The 23,751-nt window shown below is 50.8% G+C and carries 21 protein-coding genes and 1 other annotated feature; of the genes, 11 read left to right on the top strand and 10 right to left on the bottom strand.

Going from position 1 to position 23,751, the window contains the following annotated elements; genetic code table 11:
- Positions 1-22: 22 nt before the first annotated feature.
- Positions 23-1,120 carry a Xaa-Pro peptidase family protein gene (locus LLG09_03035; GenBank protein ID MCE5196090.1) on the bottom strand — a complete coding sequence of 366 codons (1,098 nt, stop codon included), beginning with the start codon at positions 1,118-1,120 and terminating at the stop codon, positions 23-25.
- A 201-nt stretch (positions 1,121-1,321) separates the two neighbouring features.
- Here LLG09_03035 and LLG09_03030 point away from each other — a divergent pair, with 201 nt between their 5' ends.
- Positions 1,322-1,975: a hypothetical protein gene (locus LLG09_03030; GenBank protein MCE5196089.1), complete on the top strand. Its 654-nt coding sequence runs from the start codon at positions 1,322-1,324 to the stop codon at positions 1,973-1,975.
- Positions 1,976-2,054: 79 nt separating this feature from the next.
- Here LLG09_03030 and LLG09_03025 read toward each other — a convergent pair whose 3' ends face one another.
- The 7 genes from LLG09_03025 to LLG09_02995 all read right to left on the bottom strand — a co-directional run bounded on the left by LLG09_03025 (position 2,055) and on the right by LLG09_02995 (position 8,321).
- Positions 2,055-3,209 carry an FAD-binding oxidoreductase gene (locus LLG09_03025; GenBank protein MCE5196088.1) on the bottom strand — a complete coding sequence of 385 codons (1,155 nt, stop codon included), beginning with the start codon at positions 3,207-3,209 and terminating at the stop codon, positions 2,055-2,057.
- Positions 3,199-3,507 carry a (2Fe-2S)-binding protein gene (locus LLG09_03020; protein MCE5196087.1) on the bottom strand — a complete coding sequence of 103 codons (309 nt, stop codon included), beginning with the start codon at positions 3,505-3,507 and terminating at the stop codon, positions 3,199-3,201. The genes LLG09_03025 and LLG09_03020 overlap by 11 nt, the downstream gene beginning before the upstream one ends.
- Positions 3,504-4,001: a 4Fe-4S binding protein gene (locus LLG09_03015; GenBank protein MCE5196086.1), complete on the bottom strand. Its 498-nt coding sequence runs from the start codon at positions 3,999-4,001 to the stop codon at positions 3,504-3,506. The genes LLG09_03020 and LLG09_03015 overlap by 4 nt, the downstream gene beginning before the upstream one ends.
- A 15-nt stretch (positions 4,002-4,016) precedes the next feature.
- Positions 4,017-5,096: an NAD(P)/FAD-dependent oxidoreductase gene (locus LLG09_03010; GenBank protein ID MCE5196085.1), complete on the bottom strand. Its 1,080-nt coding sequence runs from the start codon at positions 5,094-5,096 to the stop codon at positions 4,017-4,019.
- The gene (locus LLG09_03005) at positions 5,078-5,398 is read right to left on the bottom strand and encodes a (2Fe-2S)-binding protein (GenBank protein ID MCE5196084.1); all 321 of its coding nucleotides are present in this window, start codon (positions 5,396-5,398) and stop codon (positions 5,078-5,080) included. The genes LLG09_03010 and LLG09_03005 overlap by 19 nt, the downstream gene beginning before the upstream one ends.
- Before the next feature lie 16 nt (positions 5,399-5,414).
- Entirely contained in the window at positions 5,415-5,735 is a 321-nt protein-coding gene (locus tag LLG09_03000) for a hypothetical protein (GenBank protein ID MCE5196083.1), read from the bottom strand.
- 171 nt (positions 5,736-5,906) lie between these two features.
- Positions 5,907-8,321, bottom strand: coding sequence for a valine--tRNA ligase (locus LLG09_02995; protein MCE5196082.1), 2,415 nt, complete (start codon positions 8,319-8,321; stop codon positions 5,907-5,909).
- Positions 8,322-8,419: 98 nt separating this feature from the next.
- Positions 8,420-8,684, bottom strand: a binding site (T-box leader).
- A 197-nt stretch (positions 8,685-8,881) separates the two neighbouring features.
- Between LLG09_02995 and LLG09_02990 the strand changes: the two genes are divergently transcribed.
- The 7 genes from LLG09_02990 (at position 8,882) to LLG09_02960 (ending at position 18,467) form a co-directional block, all read left to right on the top strand.
- Complete coding sequence (locus LLG09_02990) at positions 8,882-9,673, top strand: putative hydro-lyase (protein ID MCE5196081.1); 792 nt, start codon at positions 8,882-8,884, stop codon at positions 9,671-9,673.
- Positions 9,674-9,700: 27 nt separating this feature from the next.
- Complete coding sequence (locus tag LLG09_02985) at positions 9,701-10,594, top strand: DUF4392 domain-containing protein (GenBank protein MCE5196080.1); 894 nt, start codon at positions 9,701-9,703, stop codon at positions 10,592-10,594.
- Between the two features lie 182 nt (positions 10,595-10,776).
- Positions 10,777-12,552, top strand: a complete 1,776-nt coding sequence (locus LLG09_02980; GenBank protein MCE5196079.1) for a DUF4127 family protein — start codon at positions 10,777-10,779, stop codon at positions 12,550-12,552.
- Between the two features lie 160 nt (positions 12,553-12,712).
- Positions 12,713-13,732, top strand: coding sequence for a Na+-transporting methylmalonyl-CoA/oxaloacetate decarboxylase subunit beta (locus tag LLG09_02975; GenBank protein ID MCE5196078.1), 1,020 nt, complete (start codon positions 12,713-12,715; stop codon positions 13,730-13,732).
- 224 nt (positions 13,733-13,956) lie between these two features.
- Positions 13,957-16,551, top strand: coding sequence for a heavy metal translocating P-type ATPase (locus LLG09_02970; GenBank protein MCE5196077.1), 2,595 nt, complete (start codon positions 13,957-13,959; stop codon positions 16,549-16,551).
- Positions 16,552-16,569: 18 nt separating this feature from the next.
- Positions 16,570-16,833, top strand: coding sequence for a metal-sensing transcriptional repressor (locus LLG09_02965; GenBank protein ID MCE5196076.1), 264 nt, complete (start codon positions 16,570-16,572; stop codon positions 16,831-16,833).
- 242 nt (positions 16,834-17,075) lie between these two features.
- Positions 17,076-18,467: an MATE family efflux transporter gene (locus LLG09_02960; protein MCE5196075.1), complete on the top strand. Its 1,392-nt coding sequence runs from the start codon at positions 17,076-17,078 to the stop codon at positions 18,465-18,467.
- A 193-nt stretch (positions 18,468-18,660) separates the two neighbouring features.
- Here LLG09_02960 and LLG09_02955 read toward each other — a convergent pair whose 3' ends face one another.
- On the bottom strand, positions 18,661-18,819 hold the full coding sequence (locus tag LLG09_02955) for a hypothetical protein (GenBank protein ID MCE5196074.1): 159 nt from the start codon (positions 18,817-18,819) through the stop codon (positions 18,661-18,663).
- Positions 18,820-18,900: 81 nt separating this feature from the next.
- On the opposite strand from LLG09_02955, the gene LLG09_02950 reads away from it, so the two are divergent.
- The 3 genes from LLG09_02950 to LLG09_02940 all read left to right on the top strand — a co-directional run bounded on the left by LLG09_02950 (position 18,901) and on the right by LLG09_02940 (position 21,568).
- Positions 18,901-19,878 carry a hypothetical protein gene (locus LLG09_02950; GenBank protein MCE5196073.1) on the top strand — a complete coding sequence of 326 codons (978 nt, stop codon included), beginning with the start codon at positions 18,901-18,903 and terminating at the stop codon, positions 19,876-19,878.
- A 209-nt stretch (positions 19,879-20,087) separates the two neighbouring features.
- Positions 20,088-21,023: a hypothetical protein gene (locus LLG09_02945; GenBank protein MCE5196072.1), complete on the top strand. Its 936-nt coding sequence runs from the start codon at positions 20,088-20,090 to the stop codon at positions 21,021-21,023.
- A 29-nt stretch (positions 21,024-21,052) separates the two neighbouring features.
- A complete protein-coding gene (locus tag LLG09_02940) occupies positions 21,053-21,568 on the top strand; it encodes a DUF4352 domain-containing protein (protein ID MCE5196071.1) in 516 nt (171 codons plus the stop codon).
- A gap of 372 nt (positions 21,569-21,940) precedes the next feature.
- Here LLG09_02940 and LLG09_02935 read toward each other — a convergent pair whose 3' ends face one another.
- The gene (locus tag LLG09_02935) at positions 21,941-23,401 is read right to left on the bottom strand and encodes an amidase (GenBank protein ID MCE5196070.1); all 1,461 of its coding nucleotides are present in this window, start codon (positions 23,399-23,401) and stop codon (positions 21,941-21,943) included.
- Positions 23,402-23,751 lie beyond the last annotated feature (350 nt).

Below are 23,751 nucleotides of genomic sequence, written 5' to 3'. Positions count from 1 at the left end.
AAAACCCCCGGCGATCTTGCGGCTAGCCTTCTGTGACAATCAAATCACGGCGGGCCTGATTCAAAATTTCCGTCTCCCCTTTGTCATTGATCAGCACGATGTTTTCAATCCGTATGCCGTAGCGATTGGGAAAATAAGCACCCGGTTCTATTGAGAAGGCCATGCCGCGTTCCAGACGGCGCGGGTTGCACTGTTTAAGATCGGGTGCTTCATGCATCATGTAACCAATCCCATGACCGACCCGATTGATCAGCGTCTTGGCGTAGCCCTGTTCATCGAGCACGGTTCTGGCTGCCTGATCCACATCCGGGATCCAGGCGCCTTCCACCGCGGCGGTTTGGGCTGCCAGTTGCGCCCGGTCGACTAAATCGTAAATAGTACGCTGTTCCTCACTGACGCTGCCAACAAAAACCGTCCGCGACATGTCAGACTGCATCTCCTGAAATTCGCAGCCATAATCCAGCACGATCGCATCGCCTTTTTCGATGGTCCGCTCAAATTCACTGTAATGCGGAAAGCTGGAATTGGGTCCGGAAGCCACAATCGCCCACGGCTTTGTCCCGCCGTTTTTTTGCATTGCGCGGAACAAGAAGTCGCGGATCTCCGCTTCTTTTTGACCGGGTTTGATAAAATGAGTCACCGGTTCATAGGCGGCATCGGCAATCGCCGCAGCGCGGCGCAAACTCTGCTGCTCGGCCGCTGTTTTCCGGATGCGCAATTCTTCCAGGAGCGGTTTGGCGTTTTTAAAGGTGATCTCCATATGATCGGCAATCTCCAGGATATTAAAAGCCTGTGCCGAAGAGTTCACGCCAACGCTGCAGCCAAGCAGGCCTTGCTCTGCCAGGATCGGTTTGATAGCGGCCGTCATACCGTCGCCGTCAAACCAGGTGTAGACCGGTATCTCATTGTTCAGCATTTTACGCATCTGATCTCCATAAAGCAGATTGCAAAGATAAAACAGCGTGCCGTCTTTTTTGAGAAACATTGCCTGGAACCGTTCGCACATCATGGGTGTAAAACCGGTCAGAAATTTCAGCTCTTCCGAAGGGCAAATCAGAACGGCATCCAGGCCGCTTGTTTTCAGCATCCCGACCAGTTTGTCCACATATTGCTTTCTCATCGAAAAATCACTCCTTTGCTCATTTGATTTTGCTCCGGCATTTCGCCGCGCAAAACCTTAACATTGCTATTCTAGCACAATTCGGCCTGCCTGATAAGTCTTATTCCGACTGATCGCGCAGGAAAATTTGTCAATTCGCTGTTTACCGAAAGGAATCTATGCTATAATTGGTTTATCAATTAAAAGTAGGAGGGCTGCAGCATGGACAAAGAAGCATACATCAGCGAATTAAAGCGAAAGAAAGAAATCAACTATTATGTTGCTCAAGTCAAAGAAGATCCCGCCTTGCTTCCATTACTATTCGATCTGATTGATACGGACAAAACGAGTCTGAAATTCGTTTGCGAAAAAGTCATCCGCTCCCTCAGCGGCAGCGATCCGCTTTTGCTCTATCCTTATTTTGACCGCATGGCGAAATTGCTTTACAGTGAGAATTCCTTTATTAAATGGGGATTCATTCAAAGTTTGCCCGGTCTGATTCGGATTGATCAGGAACATAAATGGCCGGCCGTCAGCGCCCGCTATTGCTCTTTGCTGGACTCCTCCGCAGTCGTGACCTATATCAGCGCGGTTGCGGGGATTCCGCGGATTTTGGCCGGCTACCCCGAGTACGAAAAAAAGCTGGTCACAAAACTGCTGCAGGTCGACGAACATCTCTTTCTCTTCAAGGGAGAGCCTTCGCCGGAATGTACCAATCTGGCCAAAGAACAAATCCTGGATTGTTTTGAGACCATTTATCAAAACTCTGCCATGCAAAAGGAAATTCTGCTGTTTGTCCAAGCCAATCAGGAAAACAGCCGCAAAAAAGTCGCCGCCAAAGCGAAAAAATTCCTGAACAAACATGCGGCAGCTTAAGGATCGGAATTGCCGGTTCGGCAGCCGCAAATCAAAATAGCAGTCTCACTCCAAACGGTGAAACTGCTATTTTTTTGTTTTATACCACAGAAGGTTCCACGAATAAATTCCCTTTGGCAAAACGATCAATATTCAGCGTATTTAAAATATCCAGGTCCGGATGGTCAAGTCCCAGAATATGAGCCGCCATCAGACGGCCGGTCATCGGGGCGATCATAAAGCCGTGGCCGGAAAACCCGAGCGCCATTTCAAAACCCTTTAATTGACTGGTGCTGCCTAAGATCGGCGTACGATCGGGAGTCAGATGATAGAGTCCGGCCCATTGCCGCACCACCCGCAGGTAGCGCAGCGGCGGCAGCATGGCGGTGATCTTATCGGACATGTTTTTCAAAAATTCCCAGCTGCTCATGATATCGTGACTGTGCGGCTCGTTAAAATCACCCAAACCCATGATGAAAGACCCCTGCGGAGACTGCTGGCAATAAGTGTTATGATGGAAACTCATCACCATACAGCTCTGGAAAGCTTCCACCGGCTCCGTAACCAAAATTTGATGCCGTTCGGAATAGCTGGGGATCTTCACTCCGGCCATTTCCGCAATCTCGTCGGCATAACCGCCGGCGGCGTCCACCACGATATTGGTAGAAATTTCACCCTGATCGGTAGTAACACCTTTGACCGCTCCGTTTTCCGTTTTTATGCCGGTTACGGTGGTAAAAGTATTGATTTCCACACCCAAACGGCGGGCGGCATCCGCGAAGGCCTGCGTGACATGAAAAGGATTGCAATGACCGTCTTTTTGATAGAAGGTCGCCGCCATCAGCGGTTCAATGTTCAGATGGGGTACAATCTGTTTGGCTTCCCGGGGAGTAAGAAACTGAGAGGCGATACCCAGACTGTTTTGCAGCTTGACATTTTGCCGGAACTGCTCTACCTGATGCTCCGTGTAAGCAACCAGCAGATAGCCGCCCTGATGAAATTCGATATCTCCGTCATATTCCAGTTCTTCATTCATATTTTCCAGATCGCGGCAGGAACCGGTGGATAGACGGCAGTTCATCTCGGTACCCCATTGCTGACGCACACCGGCGCCGCAGCGGCCGGTCGAGCCGGAAGCCAGATAACTTCTTTCCAGGACGACAACATCTTTACAGCCATTTTTGGCCAGATGATAAGCAATGGCGCAGCCGTTGACTCCGCCGCCGATAATGACCACTTCCGCTTTATTCTTCACGGGGCTGTCCCTCCTCGTCAAGCTGCATATCCGCTATGGCACCAAGCGTGATTCCCCTTAATGGCTGACGGAATGTAGGCATTTTCATTTCACTGACCGGTTGACCGGTTTTGGCAGCGATCTCCTGCATGATCAGCTGACGGCAGGTTCTGCCCTGGCAGGGACCCATGGTTGCCCGGCTTAAACGCTTGATCTCGTCGATGGTTGTAATGCCTTTTTCGATCCAGGCATCGATTTCCGCACGGCTAATATCTTCGCAGCGGCAGATAATGGTATCATCGGGTTGAACATTTTTCATGATTTGACCGCCTCCTTCCGGCGAAAATTGCGCACTTGCATGGCCAGTTGTTTTTCAACCTCCAGCCAGACCAAACGGGTGCGGTCCTGCGCTTTGCTGTCCTGCACACGCAATACCTTCGCTTCTCCGAGCGCTGCACCGTCGCGTCCGAGCGCTGTGACTACTTCATCCACCGCCGGCAAAGGCAGAAATTCGTAAGGCAATTTAACCACAGCCCGGTCCGGCTGGCTGAGGTCAATCACAAAAATAGCCAATCCCGGGCAATTTGCCACACAGACAGCGCAGCCGCTGCATTTTTCCCAATGAATGACCGGTAATTCGTTGATATCATTGCCACGTTCGATCGCGCCAAGGGGGCAGCTGGTCGCACAAGGATTGCAGGGGATTTTTTGGAAACATTCCAATATCGCGCAGGGACCTTTCGCCAAACGTTCCGCCGGCGGCATAACCTTCGCTAAATCCTCTGCGGTCGGGATCCCGTTCTCTTGTAACATTTGTCTGCCTCCTTTCTAGTTCGCCGATACTTTGCTCAAGCCGGAGCGGATTTTTTCAGCCACGGGACCGGAACGCAAATCATTGAGTTGAACTTCAAATTCATATCTCAGTTTTTCCGCCGTTTCATCGCCGTAGCCCAGAGAGATGGCAGCGTTCAGGCCGGCCAAAGAACCTTCCACCATAGCAGAAGAAGCCTCCTCGATACCGGCCACATCGCCGGCCAGATAGATGCCTTCCACACTGGTCTGCAGATCCCTGCCGCGCACCGCCGTATGACCGCCCAACTCCGGGATGAATTTCATCTCGCAGCCGCACTGCCAGAGCAGATCGGCAAACGGAGTCAGGCCAACCGCCAAACAAATGGCGTCACAGTCAATGGTTTGTTCCGTACCGGCAATCGGCTGCCATTTCTCGTCCAATTGTTGAATCACCGCACCGGTTACGCTTTCTTTCCCCAACGCTGTCCGGACGGAGTGACGCACAAGAATAGGAACACCGGTACGCCGAATTTTTGCGGCGTGCACCAGATAGCCGCCGATACGCGGGCTGGCATCCAAAACAGCGGCGACTTCCACACCGGCCTGCAGTAACTGATAGCTGACAATTAAGCCGATATTACCGGCTCCGACCATCAGCACCCGCCGCGCGGGTTTGACGCCATATACATTCATCAGGGTCTGCAGCGCTCCGGCGCCATAAACACCGGGCAGATCATTGTTGGGAAAAGCAAGCATTTTTTCGCTGGCTCCGGTAGCGATGACCATTTTTTGGGGATGGATCACTTTAAATTGATCCCTGTCGTCTATGGTAACCGAACCGTCTTCATAACGCCCCAGGACCATGGCATTGGTTTTGATTTCTACATTGGGCAGCCGGCGCAGCTCTTCCTGCAACATCGCCGCGATATCAATGCCGCGGATTCCGGCATGTTGTTTTTGTGAGCCGAAAAACATATGGGTCTGCTTGACCAATTGGCCGCCCAACAAATCGTCTCCTTCGAGCAGAGTCACTTGGGCACCCAGGCGGCCTGCCTGCAGCGCGGCACAGAGACCGGCCGGCCCACCGCCTACGATGACTATTTCTTTTCGTACCATCCCAGGTCTCCTTTCCCTTTCTGATTCGCCACCGTCATACCGTCACGCACCTTGGTTATACAGATCTTCACATTGGGTCTGCCGTCAACCACCATCATGCAGGACGAGCATTGCCCGATTGCACAGAATAAGCCGCGCGGGCGGTGCAGATTGTGACTGTCGCTCAGATGATAGACGCCTGCCGCATGCAGAGCGGCGGCAACCGTTTCTCCTTCATACGCCAACAGCGACTGACCGTTGAACGTAATGGTCACTTCCGGGCCGCGGCAGAAATTCAGTATCGGATGTTCCTCAAGACGCATAGACTCCCTCCTCCTACTAGCGGGAAAAGCGATTTTGCAAAAGGACAGACGGCAATCGCTTCACCCGGTGAAAAGATTCACTAACTGACATGAAATTCGTGCTTTCCTTCGCTGAATCCTCCTCAATAACGGGCAGCATACCACGATGTAAATCGAGATAAAAGAATACCATTTCGATTTTTTTTAGGTGTTCAGGTATATTTAAGTCTTCATATGCATATAATTCCGATTCTGCCCAATCGAAGCAATGTTTTGCGGCTGCGCGGGCAGCAGCAGCACGAACCTTGCTCCTGGGCGCCGCATCACCGGCTATGCGGCCGCTTGATCCGACTTGCATGCCGCCGCACACCCGGCAAGAAACCCCCACGTCAGACACAGCCGCTGCACACCCGGCAAGAATTGACGATCAAAGCGCAAAACAGCCTTAAAACACAGGAATTTCTGCATTTTGAGGCTATTTTGCTATAATATTCCTTGAGAGGTTCTGAGCGCGCGCCGCAGCGCCGGTCTATTGCTGCGGATTCTCCGCCGGGGTCTTCGCCTGCAGGTGATCCACCACAATCAGCTTTACCTCCTTGGCGTTACAGCAGGCCTGCAGATCCTTCAGGGTCTGTTCGTACCAGTCAAAGAATTCAGGCGTGGTTTCGATCCGCACCAATTCCACTTCGGTCTTCAAGGACAGATGATTCTCCGATTTGCCTTTGCGTACCAGAGCAACCTCATCCTTGACCATTTCACCGAAAGTGATTACTTTCTGATCGATCTGCTCCGGCTTCAGCCAGAGCGTATTGTGCAGAGAAAGCGTTTTTTCATGCTGCCGGAAGAATTCCTGATAGATATACTCTGTAATATGCGGCACATAAGGCGCATAAAGCTTCAGCAAATTGAGCAGCGCATAGTAAAGCGCGTATTGAGCCGATTTGCGCTGCTCTTCGCCATGTACTTCCGGCTGGTAAAGCCGTTCTTTGACGATCTCCAGATAATAATCACAAAAATCTTTCCAAAAGAGATCATCGATCTCGTGCCTGGCCGAGCCGATTTCGTATTGATTCAGCAAATCGGTGACGTTCCGGATGGTCTGGTTGGTCCGTTCCACCATCCAGCGGTCAATCGGCAGCAAGTCCGGTTGGCAGCCGGGGTCGATATCACCGAGGTGCGATATGGCAAATTTGGCTGCGTTCCATAATTTGGTGATAAAACGGCGGGCAATGGTCAATTCATCCGTCGAGAAGAAGGTATCCATACCGAGACGGGAATTGGCGGTCCAATAGCGCAGAATATCGGCTGAATAAGTCTCGATCAGCACCGGCGGCGACATGGTCGCATTGCCTTTGGATTTACTGATTTTCTCCCCTTTCTTGGCCAACACAAAACCGCTGATCATAATATCTTTCCAGGGCAGCTGATCGAGATGATACAGGCTCTTGACAATGGTGTAGAAAGCCCAGGTCCGGATAATTTCGTGCGCCTGTGTCCGCATCGACATCGGCAGCAGTTCATCCGCGATACTGTCCGCTTCGCCAAAGTGGGCATTGATCATCGGCGTGGTGGAAGAGGTATGCCAGGTGTCGAATACCGCGGTTTCCGGCACAAATTCCCGGCAGCCGCAGGCACATTGACCCTGATAGGGCGTCTCGAGCGGATTGACCGGCAGCATCTCCTCGCCGGCAAAGACCGGCTGACCGCACTCTTTGCAGTACCAAACCGGGAACGGCACGCCAAAATAACGCTGACGCGAAATGCACCAATCCCATTTCAGATTTTCTACCCAGGAAGTATAGCGGTATTTCATCGATTCGGGATACCAGTTGATTTCGTCTGCAGCCTTGAGAAAGCGCTCTTTCTGGCTGAGCACCTCAATATACCACTGTTTGGAAGGGATAATCTCAATCGGCTTGCCGCAGCGTTCATGGGTGGCAACCGTATGCAGAATCTCTTCCGATTTGAGCAGCAGCCCTTTTTCCATAAGCAGGCGGATGATTTCTTTGCGCGCCGGGTTGACTTTCAAACCGGCGATATAGGCTACGTCCGGCGCAATCCGGCCGTCCGCCAGAATCACTTTCCGGTAGGGCAGCTGATACTGCAGATACCATTCGCTGTCGGTCGTATCGCCAAAGGTGGCGCACATGACCACCCCGGTACCTTTGTCTCGACTGACTTTTTCGTCCGCATAAATCGGGATCGCATAATCATAGAGCGGAACGACAGCCTGCCTGCCAATGTACTTCTGATAGCGTTCATCCTCGGGATGAACAAAGAGGCAAACGCAGGCAGCCAACAGCTCCGGTCGGGTGGTGGCGACCACCAGCGCTTCGCCGTCCACCATGAAATTCAGATAATTAAACGTGGAGGGGATTTCCTGACTGTCCAGCTCCGACTGTGCGATGGCAGTCTGGCATTCCGTACACCAGAGCACCGGTGATTCCTTCAGGTAAGCTTTCTCTTTTCTCACCAGATCCAGGAAAGAACGCTGGGAAATGCGCTGTACCAGGGGACTGATCGTGGTATACTGCAGGCTCCAGTCCACGGAAAAACCCATGTTTTGCCAAAGCTGTTTGAATTCAGCCTCGTATTTCTGCGCGGTGACCGTGCATTTTTTGATAAATTCGCTGCGGGAAACATTCTTGGCATAAATGTTCTCCTCTTTTTCCACCAGCCGTTCGGTGGGCAGACCATTGTCGTCAAAACCAAAGGGGTAAAAGACCCGTTTGCCCTGCATTCTCTGAAAGCGGGCAATCATCTCTGCCTGGGTATAAGAAAAGATATGCCCGATATGCAGGCTGCCGCTCACGGTAGGCGGCGGCGTATCGATGGAATAGAGCGGCGCCTGCCGATCTGCCTTGGCGTAAGTATAGATTGCTTCTTCCTGCCAGAATTTCTGCATCTGTGGTTCGATCACTTTAAAATCGTATTTCTGATCCATCATCTCAAAAAGCCTCCTCACTGATTGGGCTAAGTACGGGATGCTCTGCCCGCCCGCCGAAAAGAAAAACGTCCTAAAAGATACCATCACCTTGTATCTTTTAGGACGAATAGAACGCCGATCCGCGGTACCACCTAATTTCGAAGCTGCCTGCTTCGCACTTGGAAGGCTCGCTGCCGACAGCAGCGAACGCCTCTTTCCTGATAACGGCGGAAAACCCGGCAGATCTTACGAGCGGGTTGCCCCGTTTTTCAGATCAGCAGCTCAAAAGCTACTTCAGCACCTGCCTCAGGAAGATTTACAGCAGCCATCTTCTCTCTGCGCTTTGGCGATGCACTTACTCCTCTTTCTCATGGCTCTTCTCTGCATTGATCAAATTAGTCTCAGTATAGCAAGCGGACTGAATAATGTCAAGCCTCTCCGGCTCGTTCCCGGACAATATTGCTCTGCAAAGAGAGATTCCCTTGACGTTTCTTACTGCACACCGTATAATAAAGCAATGTTCCGTCTAAACAGACGGGTGACAGCAAACTTCTTAGCTTTGAAAGGCAGGCAGCGTTATGATGCAAAACAAAAATTCACAGCCCACTCCGGCTGAGGTTCGTCAGAAAATCCGCCGGGAAATCATCACCTCACCTACTGCCGGCCTGTGCGGCGGCTATGCGCAGGCAAACTTAGTCATTTTGCCGCAGCGATATGCGCAGGATTTTCAGCAATTTACCGAACAGAATCCCAGGCCTTGCCCTGTGCTGGAAATCACAGCCACCGGCAGTCCTCTGGTGACGAGCGTAGCCAAAGCCGATTTGAGAACGGACTTACCCCGTTATTTTGTTTACCGCTATGGTGTCAAGACGGCTGAATTATTGAATATCCGCGAACTCTGGCAGGACGACTTCGTAGGCTTTTTGATCGGCTGCAGTTTCTCTTTTGAAGAAGCTTTGCTGCAGGCCGGGATTGAAATCCGGCATATCAGTATGGGTTGCAATGTTCCGATGTACAAAACAAACATCGCCTGCCGGCCGGTCGGCTGCTTTGCCGGACCGACCGTAGTCAGCATGCGGCCGATGACACCGGAAAATGCCGAAAGAGCGGTAGAAATCACCGGTCACTTCCCCAGAGTTCATGGCGCCCCGCTGCATTTAGGCGATCCCGCCGCCATCGGTATCGCAGATTTAAGTAAACCGGATTACGGCGATGCCGTAGAAATCCGCGCGGGTGAAATTCCTGTCTTCTGGGCCTGCGGCGTCACGCCACAGGCGGTAATCGAGCAGGCCAAGCTGCCTTTGGTGATCACCCATGCTCCCGGACATATGTTTATCACCGACATAAAAAACGCCGATTTAGCAATCTGAAACGAAAGAATAAGAGGTAGAAGTACTATGCGGTACGCGGTGGAAAAAATCGCGGAGATCTGTTCCCGTTATACAACCGAACGGGGGATACAGGGAACTTCCGACTGGCATGAATTTTACGATACCGCAGAACAACTGCTGGCTGCCGAAAAAGTGATGATCGTCACCGGGTTTTGCATTCCAGACTGCGGTATCGGTGAAACCGACGGTCCTTTGGGAAGTATTTGCCTGGCGAACGCTTTGGAACGTTTGGGCAAACAAGTCTGCCTGGTCAGCGATCCCTACAGCGAAACCATTCTGCGGAATTTAATCACGCTGCTGCAGTTAAAAGCGGATTTGTATATTCACCGCAGCTCGGATGATATCAAAGAATTACTGACCTGTCTGGAAGCGTTTCAGCCGCAGCATCTGATCGGTCTGGAACGCTGCGGCCGTGCCTTTGACGGCCGCGCCTATTCCATGCATGCCGTTGATATCACCGATTTCTGTCCCGATACCGACCCTCTCTTCGTGCGCGCCAGAGAAATGCAAATCCCGATCAGCTGCATCGGAGACGGCGGCAATGAAGTCGGCATGGGTAAAGTGTCGGTCCAGATTCAAAACCAAGTTCCGCAAGGCGACATCATCTGCGCCGCTTTCGCAGCCGATCATTTGCTTTCCTGCGGGGTATCCAATTGGGGTGGCTATGGTCTGGTTGGCATCCTGAGTCTGCTCTGCAAGCAAAATCTGCTCTATGAGGATGAGACCGACCTGGCTGTTACCGATAGCATGCTGCAAAGCGGCGCGGTGGACGGGGTGCTCAAACAGATCAGCGATACGACCGACGGCTTCTCCCGCCTGGAAAATTTGGCAATTCTACAGGAAATCCGCGCTGTGGTTCTCAATTATCTGGAAGAATGCAAAGAGAAAATCGAACCATAGCTGGACTATTCGCACTTTTTGAATCGCTCACTGCCATTTTTTGTCTGACTGCCGCCAAACGCTTGATAAAGTCACAACCTTTTTCTCTAATGTCAGAGACCTGACAATCCGGAAAGGGGAGTGACTTCTTGGGTCAGGCAAAAACGGCAGAAGGCAGCAGAGCAAACAAGGAGAAAAAGCAAATGAACCATCCTCTGCGTAAGTTTCTGGTTCTGACCGGATACCTGCTCTGTGCAAGTCTGTTTTTATCAAACTGCGGACTCATACCGCATGCCGTCGCTTCGAACCCCGGCAAAATCGCATATGTTCCGCTGGATAACAGACCCTGCAACAAAGAAAGAATGATCATGGCGGCCAAAGCCACCGGTTTTGATCTTCTGCTGCCTGAAGAAGATCTCTATGCAACCGTGCTGGATGGGCAGCCCAAGAATTGCAATGGGACGCAATACGGCGACCGGGAAGCACTGCTTGACTGGATCTGGAAGCAGGACCAGGCAGGCTGTGATTTTTATGTGATCTCTTTCGACCAGATGATGTCCGGCGGATTGGTTCAGTCACGCATCATGAGTGATGCCGATCTCAGTGAAGAAAATGCCATCATCGACTCCCTGACTGCCTTGGCGAAAAAAAATCGCGTAATCATTTTAAGCACCCTGACGCGTCTGGCTTATTCTACTCCGGGATATCAGGGCGCTACCACCGACGATTATTACGCGCTGTATTACTATAATCTGATACCTCGTCCGACCCTGAGCGGCTCTGAACTGACAATCGATAATATCATCAAAAACTATCGGAACAAAGCCGATGGCAGCAAAATCACCGCAGACGATCTTGCAGCCTTCGGAGGATACCTGACCGATGAGATGATCGACAATATCGTTGCTGTGCGCGAACGTAAGCTGCGGCTGCTCTGTCGGATGATTCAGGCAGCAAGCAACGGCAATTTATATTATTACATTGGAATCGATGACGCCAGCAGCAGCGCCTCTGTCCAGACCAGCGAGATTGCATTCATCAAATCGCTTATCCATGAGAATGGCTCCATTTTTTCCGGCGCAGATGAACTGGCCATTATGTCGCTTGCCAAATTGAGTTGCGAAAAATATGCCGCGGCAGTAACGGCAAATGTCTTTTATTTCGGCGGCCGGGCAGACGGGATCGCCGACTTCTTTGATGTCAATACACTGCAAGAAAACATCGAGTATCATCTTAGCAGCGCAGGCTGTAGCGTTGCTGCTGATCACAGCGGTGAAATCGATATTCTGGTCTTGACGCAGCCGGACAGGCCGGACATGGAAAGCCAATCTATCACAGATTTAATCGAAAAAGCAAAATACAATACCGAACAGCAGATTCCAACCATCATTCTGGATGCATCGACCGGAACCAACGACGGAAATCCGGCGTTCGGGTTGAACTTGGTCAATAAGGTCAACCTGGCAGAAATCATTGGTTACAGCAACTGGAACACTACCGGCAACCGGATCGGCTTTTCAGTCGGGTTTGGCCTGGCACGCTATAATTACCTGAAAAATGAAGCAAAGCCGACAGGCAGTGCGTCCGAAGGTTTTCTGAAATATGCCGCCTTCCAATATATCGAGGACCTTGCTTATTGCAGCACCGGCAGAAACTACATGTCAGAATTGATCAACAGGGACGGCAACAGCAATAATTTCTACCCCGGCGCCAGCGATTTATGGATTCATAAAATCAACGGTGCGTTGGAAAAAGCTGTGATGGATGGCACAGGCGGCGCTTCCGGCAGCAATATCATCGCGAACTTAAACTCGGGCAGTTACATTGTTTCATTATATGATCAATATACGGAAGTCAGCGTGAAATCCTTCGCTGAAATTTCCGTTTCCGGTTTCCGCTTTCCCTGGTATCGCAGCTTCGAAATGACATTTGAGGTTGATCTTACCAATCTACCGTCTCTCAAGCTGCAAACGGCATGATTGGCACTGGGGGTGAAGCAATTTTGCATTGGTATTCAAAATACAGAAAAATCGGCGTCAGATCAAATACGGCTCTGCCGCCCGCTTTTTTTAGCCGCCGGAAGCGACAAGCTGACATCAAGTGCGAAAGTTGATTTATTATTTAGAATGAGGTGCGGCAATGAAAGTATATTATGATGCCAGTCTGTGGCGCAAGAAAAAAGGGACGCGCGGATTGCCGCAGAAAATCAATTGGCAATTTGAACATGCCGGTCATACGCATTGGATTCCGGTCATCTACCGCTTCCCTCGGGGTATCGTGTTTGATTTGATTACCTTTCTGGATGAAGCAAAGCTTGCCGAGTTCGTCGCCAAGTACGAAAATATCGATGACAAGCTGACTCCCTTACTGCGCCGCTGCGCCGAACAGGAGCATCCGTACCAACCGCTGCATTGGCAGGAAATCTGGCTCAACGGGCAAAAAGCAGAACAGAATGATACCTCCTCCAGCCGTCTCTGCGTTCCCTGGCAGCAGGAGGATGATCTACTGCTGCCGCAACGGAAAGCTTATGCCTCAATTTTGCGGCAGCACCGCTGCTTTGCCTGTACGCGCGTTTGTCTGCCCTATCCAAAAACCAAATCTTTATGGCAAAAATTGGCGCGCGGACTGCGGCTGAACCGAATTCAGGAGCTGCGGCTGGTCACCCTGCCGGAGCAATGGTTTTCTCTGCTGGAGCTAAAATTCGATATCACCGCCGCGCCGGAAAGCAGAACCGTTTGTTTTACCCACCCGACCACCGGTGTCCGGCACACGCTCTATTACCGGGAACCGCAGGAGATTGAAATCCCTTTTGGCAATCAGGGCATGCGCAATTTTTACGCCTTTCAGGGCTCCTATGAAATCGAACCGGCTTTGCCTGCCGCCGACAGTCTGCAGTTTGGCAGCGACAGCCAATTGATGAAATCGATTCAGCAAGCAGGCAACCCGGAAGGAGCCGCTGCAATCGGGATCATCGGCGGCGCCGCTGATCCTGGCTGCCTTCTGCTCACAGCCGAAAGGCAGCGTTCCCGCGGTCCGCATGGTTTGCCGCTCTATGCCTGCCTTTCTGCTCCCAGCCTGAAAAAAGACCCCGTTGCCCATTTTGTACTGGAAGGGATCAACACGATCAAAACACCCAGTCAAACTTATCGCCTCCAATGAATTTACCGGCTCTGCAGCCTCGTTAAAACCCGCAGTGCGCAACGGCGCTGCGGGTCTTTCTTACCCGGCAGAGCCCCCTTGCTGAGAGATTCGGCAGGGCTTTTTGCTTTTCGCATTTTCAGGAAAAATATTTTTACATTTTGCTCTTGACATTTTTCTAAAGAGCGCCTATACTGAATCTGCAGACACCCCCTCCGGGTGGGGGTATTCTTGGAGGTTTAATGATGAAACAAAAATTCAATATCACGGGCATGACCTGCTCTGCCTGTTCGGCCCATATCGAAAAAAGTTTAAGCAAAACGGATGGCGTGCGTCAGATCGCGGTCAATCTGCTCGCCAACAATATGCAGATCGATTATGATGAAACCAAATTATCGGAGCAGGATATTTCCCGTCTGGTGGAAGATGCCGGTTATACTGCCGCACCTGCCACAAAGGCAAAAGCCCTGCCGGAAAGCGCTGCCCCGCGGGAAAATCTTTCCGCCAAAGAAGCGCAGGAAAAAAAGCGGCAATTCTTCTCTTCTCTGATTTTCTTGCTGCCTCTGCTCTACATCACCATGGCAAAAATGCTGGGATTGCCCTTCCCCTCATTCTTCAGCGGGATGCCCAATCTTTTACCGTTTGTCTTCACGCAGTTTTTGCTGAGCCTGCCGATTGTCTACTTCAATCGGAATTACTTTATCACCGGTTTTAAGACCCTATGGCATCGCTCTCCCAACATGGATTCCCTGATCGCTGTCGGTTCCTCCGCCGCCCTGCTTTATGGCATCTATGCCATCTATCAAATCGGTTTCGCGCTTGGCAGCGGCAATCACGAAACCGCCATGCAGTTTGCCATGGATCTCTATTTTGAATCGGCCGCCACCATCCTGACCTTGATCACCATGGGCAAATGGCTGGAAGCCCGCTCCAAGAGCAGAACCTCCGAAGCCATTTCTAAACTGATGGATCTGACTCCCAAGACAGCCACCGTGCTGCGCGACGGGTTGGAAACAGAGATCTCCGTCTCCGATGTGGTTCCCGGCGATATCGTCATTGTTCGCCCGGGACAAAGCGTGCCGGTGGACGGTATCATCACGGAAGGCAATTCCGCCGTGGACGAAGCGGCTCTGACCGGTGAAAGCATGCCGGTGGAAAAGCAAACCGGCGATAAGCTGATCGCGGCCACGGTCAATAAAAACGGTTATCTGCAGTTCCGCGCCACCCGGGTGGGCGACGATACCACCCTGGCCCAGATTATCCGTCTGGTGGAAGAAGCAAGTTCCTCCAAAGCGCCGATTTCCAAACTGGCCGATAAGGTGTCCGGCATTTTTGTGCCGACCGTCATGGCCATCTCGCTCTTAGCAACGCTTGTTTGGCTGCTGCTGGGCTATCCCTTTGATTTTGCTCTCTCCATCGGTATTGCCGTTTTGGTCATCTCCTGTCCCTGCGCTTTGGGTTTGGCCACGCCGGTCGCCATCATGGTCGGTACCGGCAAGGGCGCCGAAAACGGTATCCTGATCAAATCGGCGGAAGCGCTGGAAATGGCTCATACGATCGATACCGTCATCCTGGATAAAACCGGCACTGTCACGGAAGGGAAACCGAGAGTGACCGACTTTTTGACCTTAGGTTCTGTCAGCAGCGAAGAATTGTTGCAGAAAGCGGCTGCCGTAGAAGCAAAATCCGAACATCCCCTGGCTGAAGCCATTCTGCTCTTAAGCAAAGAAAAAGGAATTTCAATCCCCAATGCCGCCGATTTTCAAGTCATCCCCGGTCAGGGGATCAGCGCTGTTGTCAACGGCAAAACGGTTTCTGCGGGCAACTTAAAAATGATGCAGACCTTAGCGATTGAAACGGCGGAACTGGTCTCGCAGGCCGATGCCTTCGCGGAAGATGGCAAAACCCCGCTCTACTTCGCGGAAGATCACCGGCTGCTCGGCATCATCGCCGCAGCCGATGTGGTCAAACCCACCAGCACAGCGGCGATTGCCGCCTTGAAAAAACTGGGTATCGACGTGATCATGCTGACCGGCGACAATCAAAGAACGGCCGCTGCCATCCAACGTAAAACCGGCATCGACCGGGTCGTAGCGGAAGTCCTGCCGCAGGATAAAGAACTGGAAATCCGTAAACTGCAAGCGCAAGGCAAAGTGGTGGCCATGATCGGCGACGGCATCAACGATGCCCCTGCTTTGGCGCGAGCCGATGTGGGTATCGCCATTGGAGCCGGTACCGATGTCGCCATCGAATCGGCCGATATCGTGCTGATGAAAAGCGATCTCTTGGATGCAGTCACCGCCATCGAATTAAGCAAAGCCGTGATCCGCAATATCAAACAAAATTTATTCTGGGCTTTCTTCTATAACATTCTCGGAATTCCTCTGGCTGCCGGTGTCTTTTACAGCCTTTTGGGCTGGAAACTGAACCCGATGTTTGCTGCCGCAGCCATGAGTTTCAGTTCCGTCAGTGTTGTGACCAATGCGCTTCGTCTCAAGTTGTTCCGACCGCAGCTGGTCGCACGGCAACTGACCGCAGAAAACAGCGAAGCCCCGGCGAAGTCAGAACCTCTGTTTGTGCAGAACATTGACAGAGTGCTGAAGATAAAAGAAAATGAAAAAGGAGTGTTCATCATGACCAAAAAAATGATAATTGAAGGCATGAGTTGCATGCATTGTGTCGGCAGAGTAGAAAAGGCGCTGAATGCGATTGCCGGTGTGTCCGCTCAAGTGGATCTGGCCAGTAAAACCGCCGTCATCACCCTTTCCGCCCCCATTGATGATGCTGTCTTAATAGCCGCCGTCAGCAAAGCCGGTTATGAAGTTGTCTCTCTGGTTTAGACAGAAAGGGTCCGATGCATGAAAGCCGATCGATCTGAAGTCAGTACTTTGCTTAAAACGGCCCGCGGCCAAATCGACGGCATCCTGAAAATGGTGGAAGAAGATCGCTACTGCATCGATATTTCTAACCAAGTCCTGGCTACCGTCTCCATCCTGAATAAAACCAACAAAGCGATCATCAAAGCCCATTTGGGCAGCTGTGTCCGTCAGGCGGTGGCGGAAGGCAACGATCAGGAAAAAATCGATGAAATCCTGGCGCTGCTGGATAAATTGACGCGCTGAGTCCAACCGCAGGCAAAGGCACCCTGATAAGAGTTTTTGTCTTATTTTAACTCAGTATTTCTTTTTACTAAGCTGTTCCGCGTTAACCTAACGAATTACTTATTTTCCGAAAAGAAAAGATTTCTGATACCCCGCAGAAAATTCCGCTTCTGCGGGGCTTTGCGTTGACAAGAAATACGCTTCATGATACTATCAGTTAGCTTACTATCAATTGATAAGATAACAAGGAGATGTTACAGTTTATGAGTGACAACACTCAGGCAAAGCACTTACGCGGCGATTTAACCGAGGGCAGCATCACCAAAAAATTGCTGATTTTTTCTCTGCCGATGATTGCCGGCAATCTGATCTCACAGCTCTACAATGTAGTTGATACCATCGTGGTAGGCAATTTTGTCAGCTCTGATGCAGTCGCTGCCGTCAGCGCCAGCTTTCCGCTGATGATGCTGTTCAATAGCTTATTCTTCGGTATTTCCATTGGTGCCAGTATTGTTGTTGCTCAAAATTATGGGGCCAAGCGTTTGGAAACCGTCAATAAAACCATCAATACTGCCTTTACTTTAATTTATATCGCCGGTGCGCTCATCACGGTCGCCGGTTTGGCTTTATCCAGACCGATGTTGGAATTATTGGGAACGCCAGCCAATATCATAGGCGATTCCACAACTTATTTAGCCATTATTTTTGCCGGCACGCTGGGTAATATCGCCTACAATGTTGGCGGCGGCATCTTACGCGGCATGGGTGATTCCCGTTATCCGCTGATCTTTCTCAGCGTTGCCGCCGTGCTGAATATTCTTCTGGATCTGCTCTTTGTTGTTGTTTTTCATTGGGCTGTGGCCGGTGTGGCCATCGCTACCCTCATCTCGCACTTTGTTTCAGGCGCCTTGGTGCATATCCGCATCAATTCCGGCGCTTATCCGGTCCATGTTTCTCCCAAAAGTATGCGGATTGACAAACCGCTGGCTAAAACCATCCTGCGTCTTGGTGTCCCCTCCGCCATTCAGAACGTCGCCATGTCTTTGGGATCTGTTGTCATCCAGTCATTCGCCAACGGATTTGGTTCCAACTATATCGCCGCCAATGCGATAGTGCAGAAGGTTGATGGTTTTGTCGTCATCCCTATGATGTCTTTCGGTATGGCTTTGAGTACCTTTGTCGGGCAGAATGTGGGTGCCCGCAGGCTCGACCGGGCTCATGATGCGATCAATACCGCTCTTCGTATCATTGTCGGTTTTGGTCTTGTCCTGGGTGTTATCCTCTGGTTTTTTGGCGGCAATGTGATGCGCATTTTCACCGACAATCAAAATGTACTCAGCATTGCCGGGCAGGGTATTCGTATTCTCGCTTTCTTCTATTTCATCATGGGTCTCAATCAGAATTTGAGCGGCGCCATGCGCGGCGCCGGCGCCTCCTATGCGCCGATGGCCGTTTCCATCCTCGGTAATCTCTTAAGGATCCCGGTGGCTTATTTCATTGCCGTACGGCCGCAGAACCAATATGGTTTGTTCTGGGCGATGGTCTTCTCCATAATCATGCAGTTTGTTATGCTCTTCGGCTACTATCGCACCGGACACTGGAAAACGCAGGGAGTGATTAAAGACGAAGAAAAACCCGCGATTGAGATTATGTAGTTTGGCAACCATCCTCAGCGAATGAATCCGCCTTGCTGCCGCAGAACACGGCAGCAAGTTTTTTTTGCATGCATCGCAAAACTCCCCTGACAAACTCATTGTTTTAAATCAAAACAGCACTCATTTCAAAGCAAAGAGGTGATCAGACAACCGCAGAGCACATCACCGATACCGAAATACCCGTGAACTCCGCTCATTCCGGCAATCCGCTCCAGCTGTTCCATTGAAAAAGGAATTGAAAATGAAACAGGATGACGGCGAATTTGTCTTCGGCGCCGCTGCGGGCAGGCAGAGCGGACCAGGATTGACGCTTGTCGCTTTTTTCCCCGCGGAATAACAAAACCAACTGCATTCCTCCGCGGCTCCCGACAGGATTCGGCGAAGGTTATGGTGAACTAAAAATAAAGCTACTTTTTGGAAGGAATGATTTGCTGTGCCGCAAACAAATTCATATGAACAACTGCTGCATGAGACCGCGGTGATTGTCGCCTTGCAACCCTGGAATCAATTCAGGGAAAGCGATGTTTTCGCGATTGAACATCCAAAAACACATCTGCTCTATTTTGTCAGTATCTTTGGTCAAAATGGTCTGGACTATGGCTTTTCTCTTGCCAAAGGGTATGAAGCTTATCTGAATCTGCAGGAATGGCTGAGTCAGACCGATGAGAAAATCAAACCGAATCAACTGGCTCTTTATCTGATGCAATTGGCCGGGTTTCGCGAGATGACCGATGCCGATTGGCGGCTCCTGCAGAAAGCCGGCAGCATGACGGCGACTGCCAAAGGCTACCCGCGCTTCAAAGATTACACGCCGGAGTATCTGCCCTGGCTGATTAATGATACTGACGCAGCCCTGCTTTGCCGCTTGCTGCCGCAAGTGCGGCAAGTGATCGTCAGGGCGGAAAAGGATCGGGCTCTGATCGACTCTGCTAAGGGCTGTCTGATCCGCCGCCTGCTGCATGGCATCTGGCAGGACGATTATCAGGCAATAATGCCAAAAGAACGGCAGCTGTTAAGTTATCTGCGTCCGGAAAACCCAGAGGTGATTCAAAGCCTGCCCAGCAAACCGGACCTGATTTTTGAATGCAGTTTGGTTTTGAGTCTCAAACCGATCCGGCTCAAAGAGGGAGAACGCCCGTTCTATCCTTGGATTTTTCTCTTAATCGATGCCGGGAACGGCCGGCTGATTGATTACCAGCTCACCAGTAAAGCAGAAAATTTTGCCGCAATCAGCATGAGCCTGTTGCGTGTGCTGCAAAAAGCCGGCTGCCGGCCTTCGGAAATCAAGACCGGCAGTGAAATGGCCCGTACCATCCTGAGCGGGATTTGTCAGGAACTCGGCATACCGGTCAGCCTGACTTCTCTCAGATATGCCCCCGAATTGATGCAAATGATTCAAAACAAACTTTAAAACCTCATCCGCCTTGTTTTTTAGGCAATGCGGATCGTTTTTTAGAGGAAAATCTAAATATTTCTCTTTGCTACTGGCATGACGCCCGTAAATCTGATATAATATGATTATAGATCGGGATGATTCAGCCTGATGCTATCAACTGCGCGTGCCGACAGCCGGCATGCGTTTCTGAAGGAAAACAATCACCTAAGGAGGATTATGGATAGATGGAAGAAGTAAAACAACCCAACCCGCCGCAGGAAAAACCTGTGGAATCTCCGGCCGCCGTGAGCGAAAAAGAAGTGACGGAAGAAACTCTGCCCAAAGTATATCCCGGTTCCGGTCTCAATAAAAGTCCGGCCCGTATGATGAAAATCGAAGAAGTGGTGCAATGGGATATGGAATTCGGGGTTAAGGTCGGCCCCATCGGTTACGATCACAATCTAACCTGCCCTTATTGTCATCGCCGTATGCTGTTGGTCAGCCATGAGGGCAGCCGATATCAAAAAGCGATCCGGATCCTTTACCAATGTGAAGGCTGCGGCGCCCATACGGTGGTACAGTTTCTCACCCCCGCTCAAAAAGTCGACCTGCCGGAAATGAATCTGGGTGAAAAAATCCAGATTGAAAAACCCACACCGGTTCCCAATTTAGCCGCCGCCGACCGCGGTGAACGCAGTACCGCCGACCGCGGTGCGAAAGACAATCGGGACAGCGGCCGCAAAAACCGTCCGGAACATGACAGCGAAACGAACCAAATAGAAAGAGCGGAACGTCAGGCAGAGCGGCCGCGGACCGAGAAGCAGAGCCGTCCGCATGAACGCGTTCAGTACAATGAGCGCAGCGAGCGTCCCGCCGGCAACCGCAGCGAATCCGTTGCTCGCGCAGCCGTTACGGAACATCCATCACAAAACCTCAATCGGTCTAAAAATCGTCAGGAGGAGCGCAGACCCGCTGGCGAACGCCCGCAGCCGCCTGCAGGCAAAAGCAGACCGCTGGTCACCAAATTACCGGGCGAACAAATTAAAAAATTAGCTTCGGAAACCAGCAAAGCGGCGCCAATTCCTGCCGCCAGCCTGCCGGAAAAACGTTCCAACGCTTACTTTCGTTCGCGCAAAACCGCTTCTGATCAGAAACCTGAAAAACCGGAACCGCAGCTTTAATTCCGGCAAATCAGGAACGGGTGATATCGATGCCATATAGAAAATTCGCTCTGCTCTTGCTGCTTACTTGTTTGTTTCTCACCGCCTGTCAACCTGTGGCGCCGACAGAAAAACGGCCCGGCGGCAAAACCATCACGGCTGCCGCCGAAGAGACGATTCATACTGCTTTCTTTGCTTATTCTGTCGATCAGGTATTGGTTTCGCGCACGCTGCACAATTATCTGCCGCAAGCAGAGGACGCCCTCTTGCTTTCTCTGGATCTAACAGTCCGCAACGAAGGAGAAGAAATTGTGCCGATGGACTACAGTGATTTTCTCTTATTATGGCAGGAAGGCGATCAAACCGTCAGCGCTTACCCATTACAGCTCTTCTGTGATACGCAATTTCCCGACAGCTACCGTTTAGCCGCTTCCGAGCAGCGCAGCGGCCAACTGATTTATCAGGTTCCCAAAACAATTGACCGTTTCATCCTGCGCTATCAGGAAGTCTATGCCGACGATTATCTCGGCAACATCTATGAGGTTTTGCTTACGCTGCCCGATTGAGTACAACAATAATCCCCGCGTCTCTTTGCAGGTTGGAAACCAGGCGAACTGCTCCCTGTCAAGCAGACAGAAAAAATAGCCAAAAAATTCTTCGGAACCACAGCGCCAGGCGCTGTGGCAAGGAGCTGCAGCAAAACGGGAAATTGCGGCGGCTCCTTTTTTTAATGCGCAGGGATCCTTGTGCATGCTGTATTGGAGTTTTCACGATGTAATCCGGACCTGCTAAAAAAAAAGCAGAGCCTTGTGTCTGCTTAGGGCAGCCGCCCGGCTCTGCTTTTTAGGCTGTGTTGCCGCAGCCTTTTTTTAGCAAATCTAATCCTTATTATGGAATAATCCCTGCGCTTTTAACTCGGCACTGTTTTCTATCAATAATCAAAACTTCGCACACTCGGGATCGTTACGATGATGTGTTGCAGATTCATATCCCGAGGCAATTTCAATTAACAGACCTTCCTGCCATGCTCCGGCTGTCATTGAGATGCCAAAAGGTTCACCGCCCTCTAAGTATCCGGCTGGTATTGCTATGGATGGGTAGCCCGCTTTGGCAGCAATAGAAGCTACACTGGAAGCCGGGAAAACAAGCGCATCTACTTTGTATTTCCCCAAAGCCCAATCGATTCCCATTTCCCGACTGTATTTGAGATCCGCTTTCCGGTCTTCGATGTATTCGCTCTCCGACAAAGAACCGCTTCGGGACTGTGATTCAATAAAATGAATTTGTCCATATTTTAAGCACTGCTCAGCATTCTGCTGATTAAAACAGATCACATCAGTCAGATGATGCACGGGTAAATGAGGTTCCACAGTTGACAAATACTTATTCAAAGCCGGTTTAAATTCAAAGCTCATTGTACTGCTGGCATACCACGGCTTCTTATTGAGTTCCAGAAGCCCCGGAATATCCGAGATCATAATTACCTCAGCGCCGTTTTCGCTCATTTCTTTTCTGACACGTTCCATGACTTCCAGTTTCTCCGGAGTGAGCCGCTCATTCATTTGAGTAACAAACCCTAAGCGTTTACCCTGTAAACCGGTCGGATTAATAAATTTCGTATAATCACTCTCAAAATGACCTTCCGCACTCAAGGTAGCTGAATCATTCTCATCGATGCCAATCATTGAATTCAGCAAATAAGCGGCGTCTTCAACACAAATGGCTAACGGACCTGCCGTATCCTGACTAAACATAATCGGAATAATCCCTGTACGACTAACCAAACCGACGGTTGGTTTAATGCCAACCAAACTGTTCATATTCGCAGGACTGAGCACCGATCCGCTTGTTTCAGTTCCGACTGCAACCGGAACCATTCGAGAAGCGACTCCTGCCGCTGAACCTGCACTGGAACCGCTGACGTCGAAAACATTGGGACCATAAGGGTTCAAAACCTGTCCGCCACGTGAACTATATCCATTTCGCATATTCCGGGTCATAAAATTTGCCCACTCGGTCATGTTCGCTTTGCCAAATATGATAGCGCCCGCTTCCTTTAACTTATGCGCAACGAAAGCATCCTTAGAAGCATAATGATTCTTCAGTGCCAGTGAACCTGCCGAGGTGTGCATCATATCGAAAGTATCAATGTTATCTTTAACTAAAACCGGAATCCCGTGCAAGGCACCTTTTGCTTTGCCAATTTTTCTTTCGTGATCCTTTGCCTGAGCCAAAAGTTCAAGCTCAGGATTTAATTCCAAAATAGCGTTGATATTGGCACCCTCATGATTCAATTTGGCAACCCGGTCCAAGTAAAAATGAACCAGCTCTGATGTAGTAATTTTTCCTTCATCCAGTGCGCTGCGTAATTCCTTCAGTGTTAATTTTAATATTTCCATAATTAATTCCCTTCTCACTTTGGATAGAGTCCGTATCATGGTGTAAATTGGAAAAATTAAAAACTCAAGCCCGGTTATCAGGTAATTGTAATGTCAAATACAGAAACCGGAGAAGCTGAATTTCATGGCTCAATTTCCCCGCGGCATTGCCCAACTCGTATCTCCGGAAATCTGCCGGACCATACAACGAAAGCAGCGCAAGCTCAGCGAAAAGAGAACATTCGCGAAGGACAGGAAGCGGCTGCTCTGCTCGGCGCCGGAACGGTCATAGAGCGCCTGATGCCTGAGCCGGCAGCGAAAGGATCCGCCCGGCCGCTTGACCGGACGTATCCCTTCGCAAGAGAAACCAC

It is taken from the genome of Negativicutes bacterium (genome assembly GCA_021372785.1).
Lineage (GTDB): Bacteria > Bacillota > JAAYKD01 > JAAYKD01 > JAAYKD01 > JAJFTT01.
This window is presented reverse-complemented; position numbering and strand designations above follow the sequence as displayed.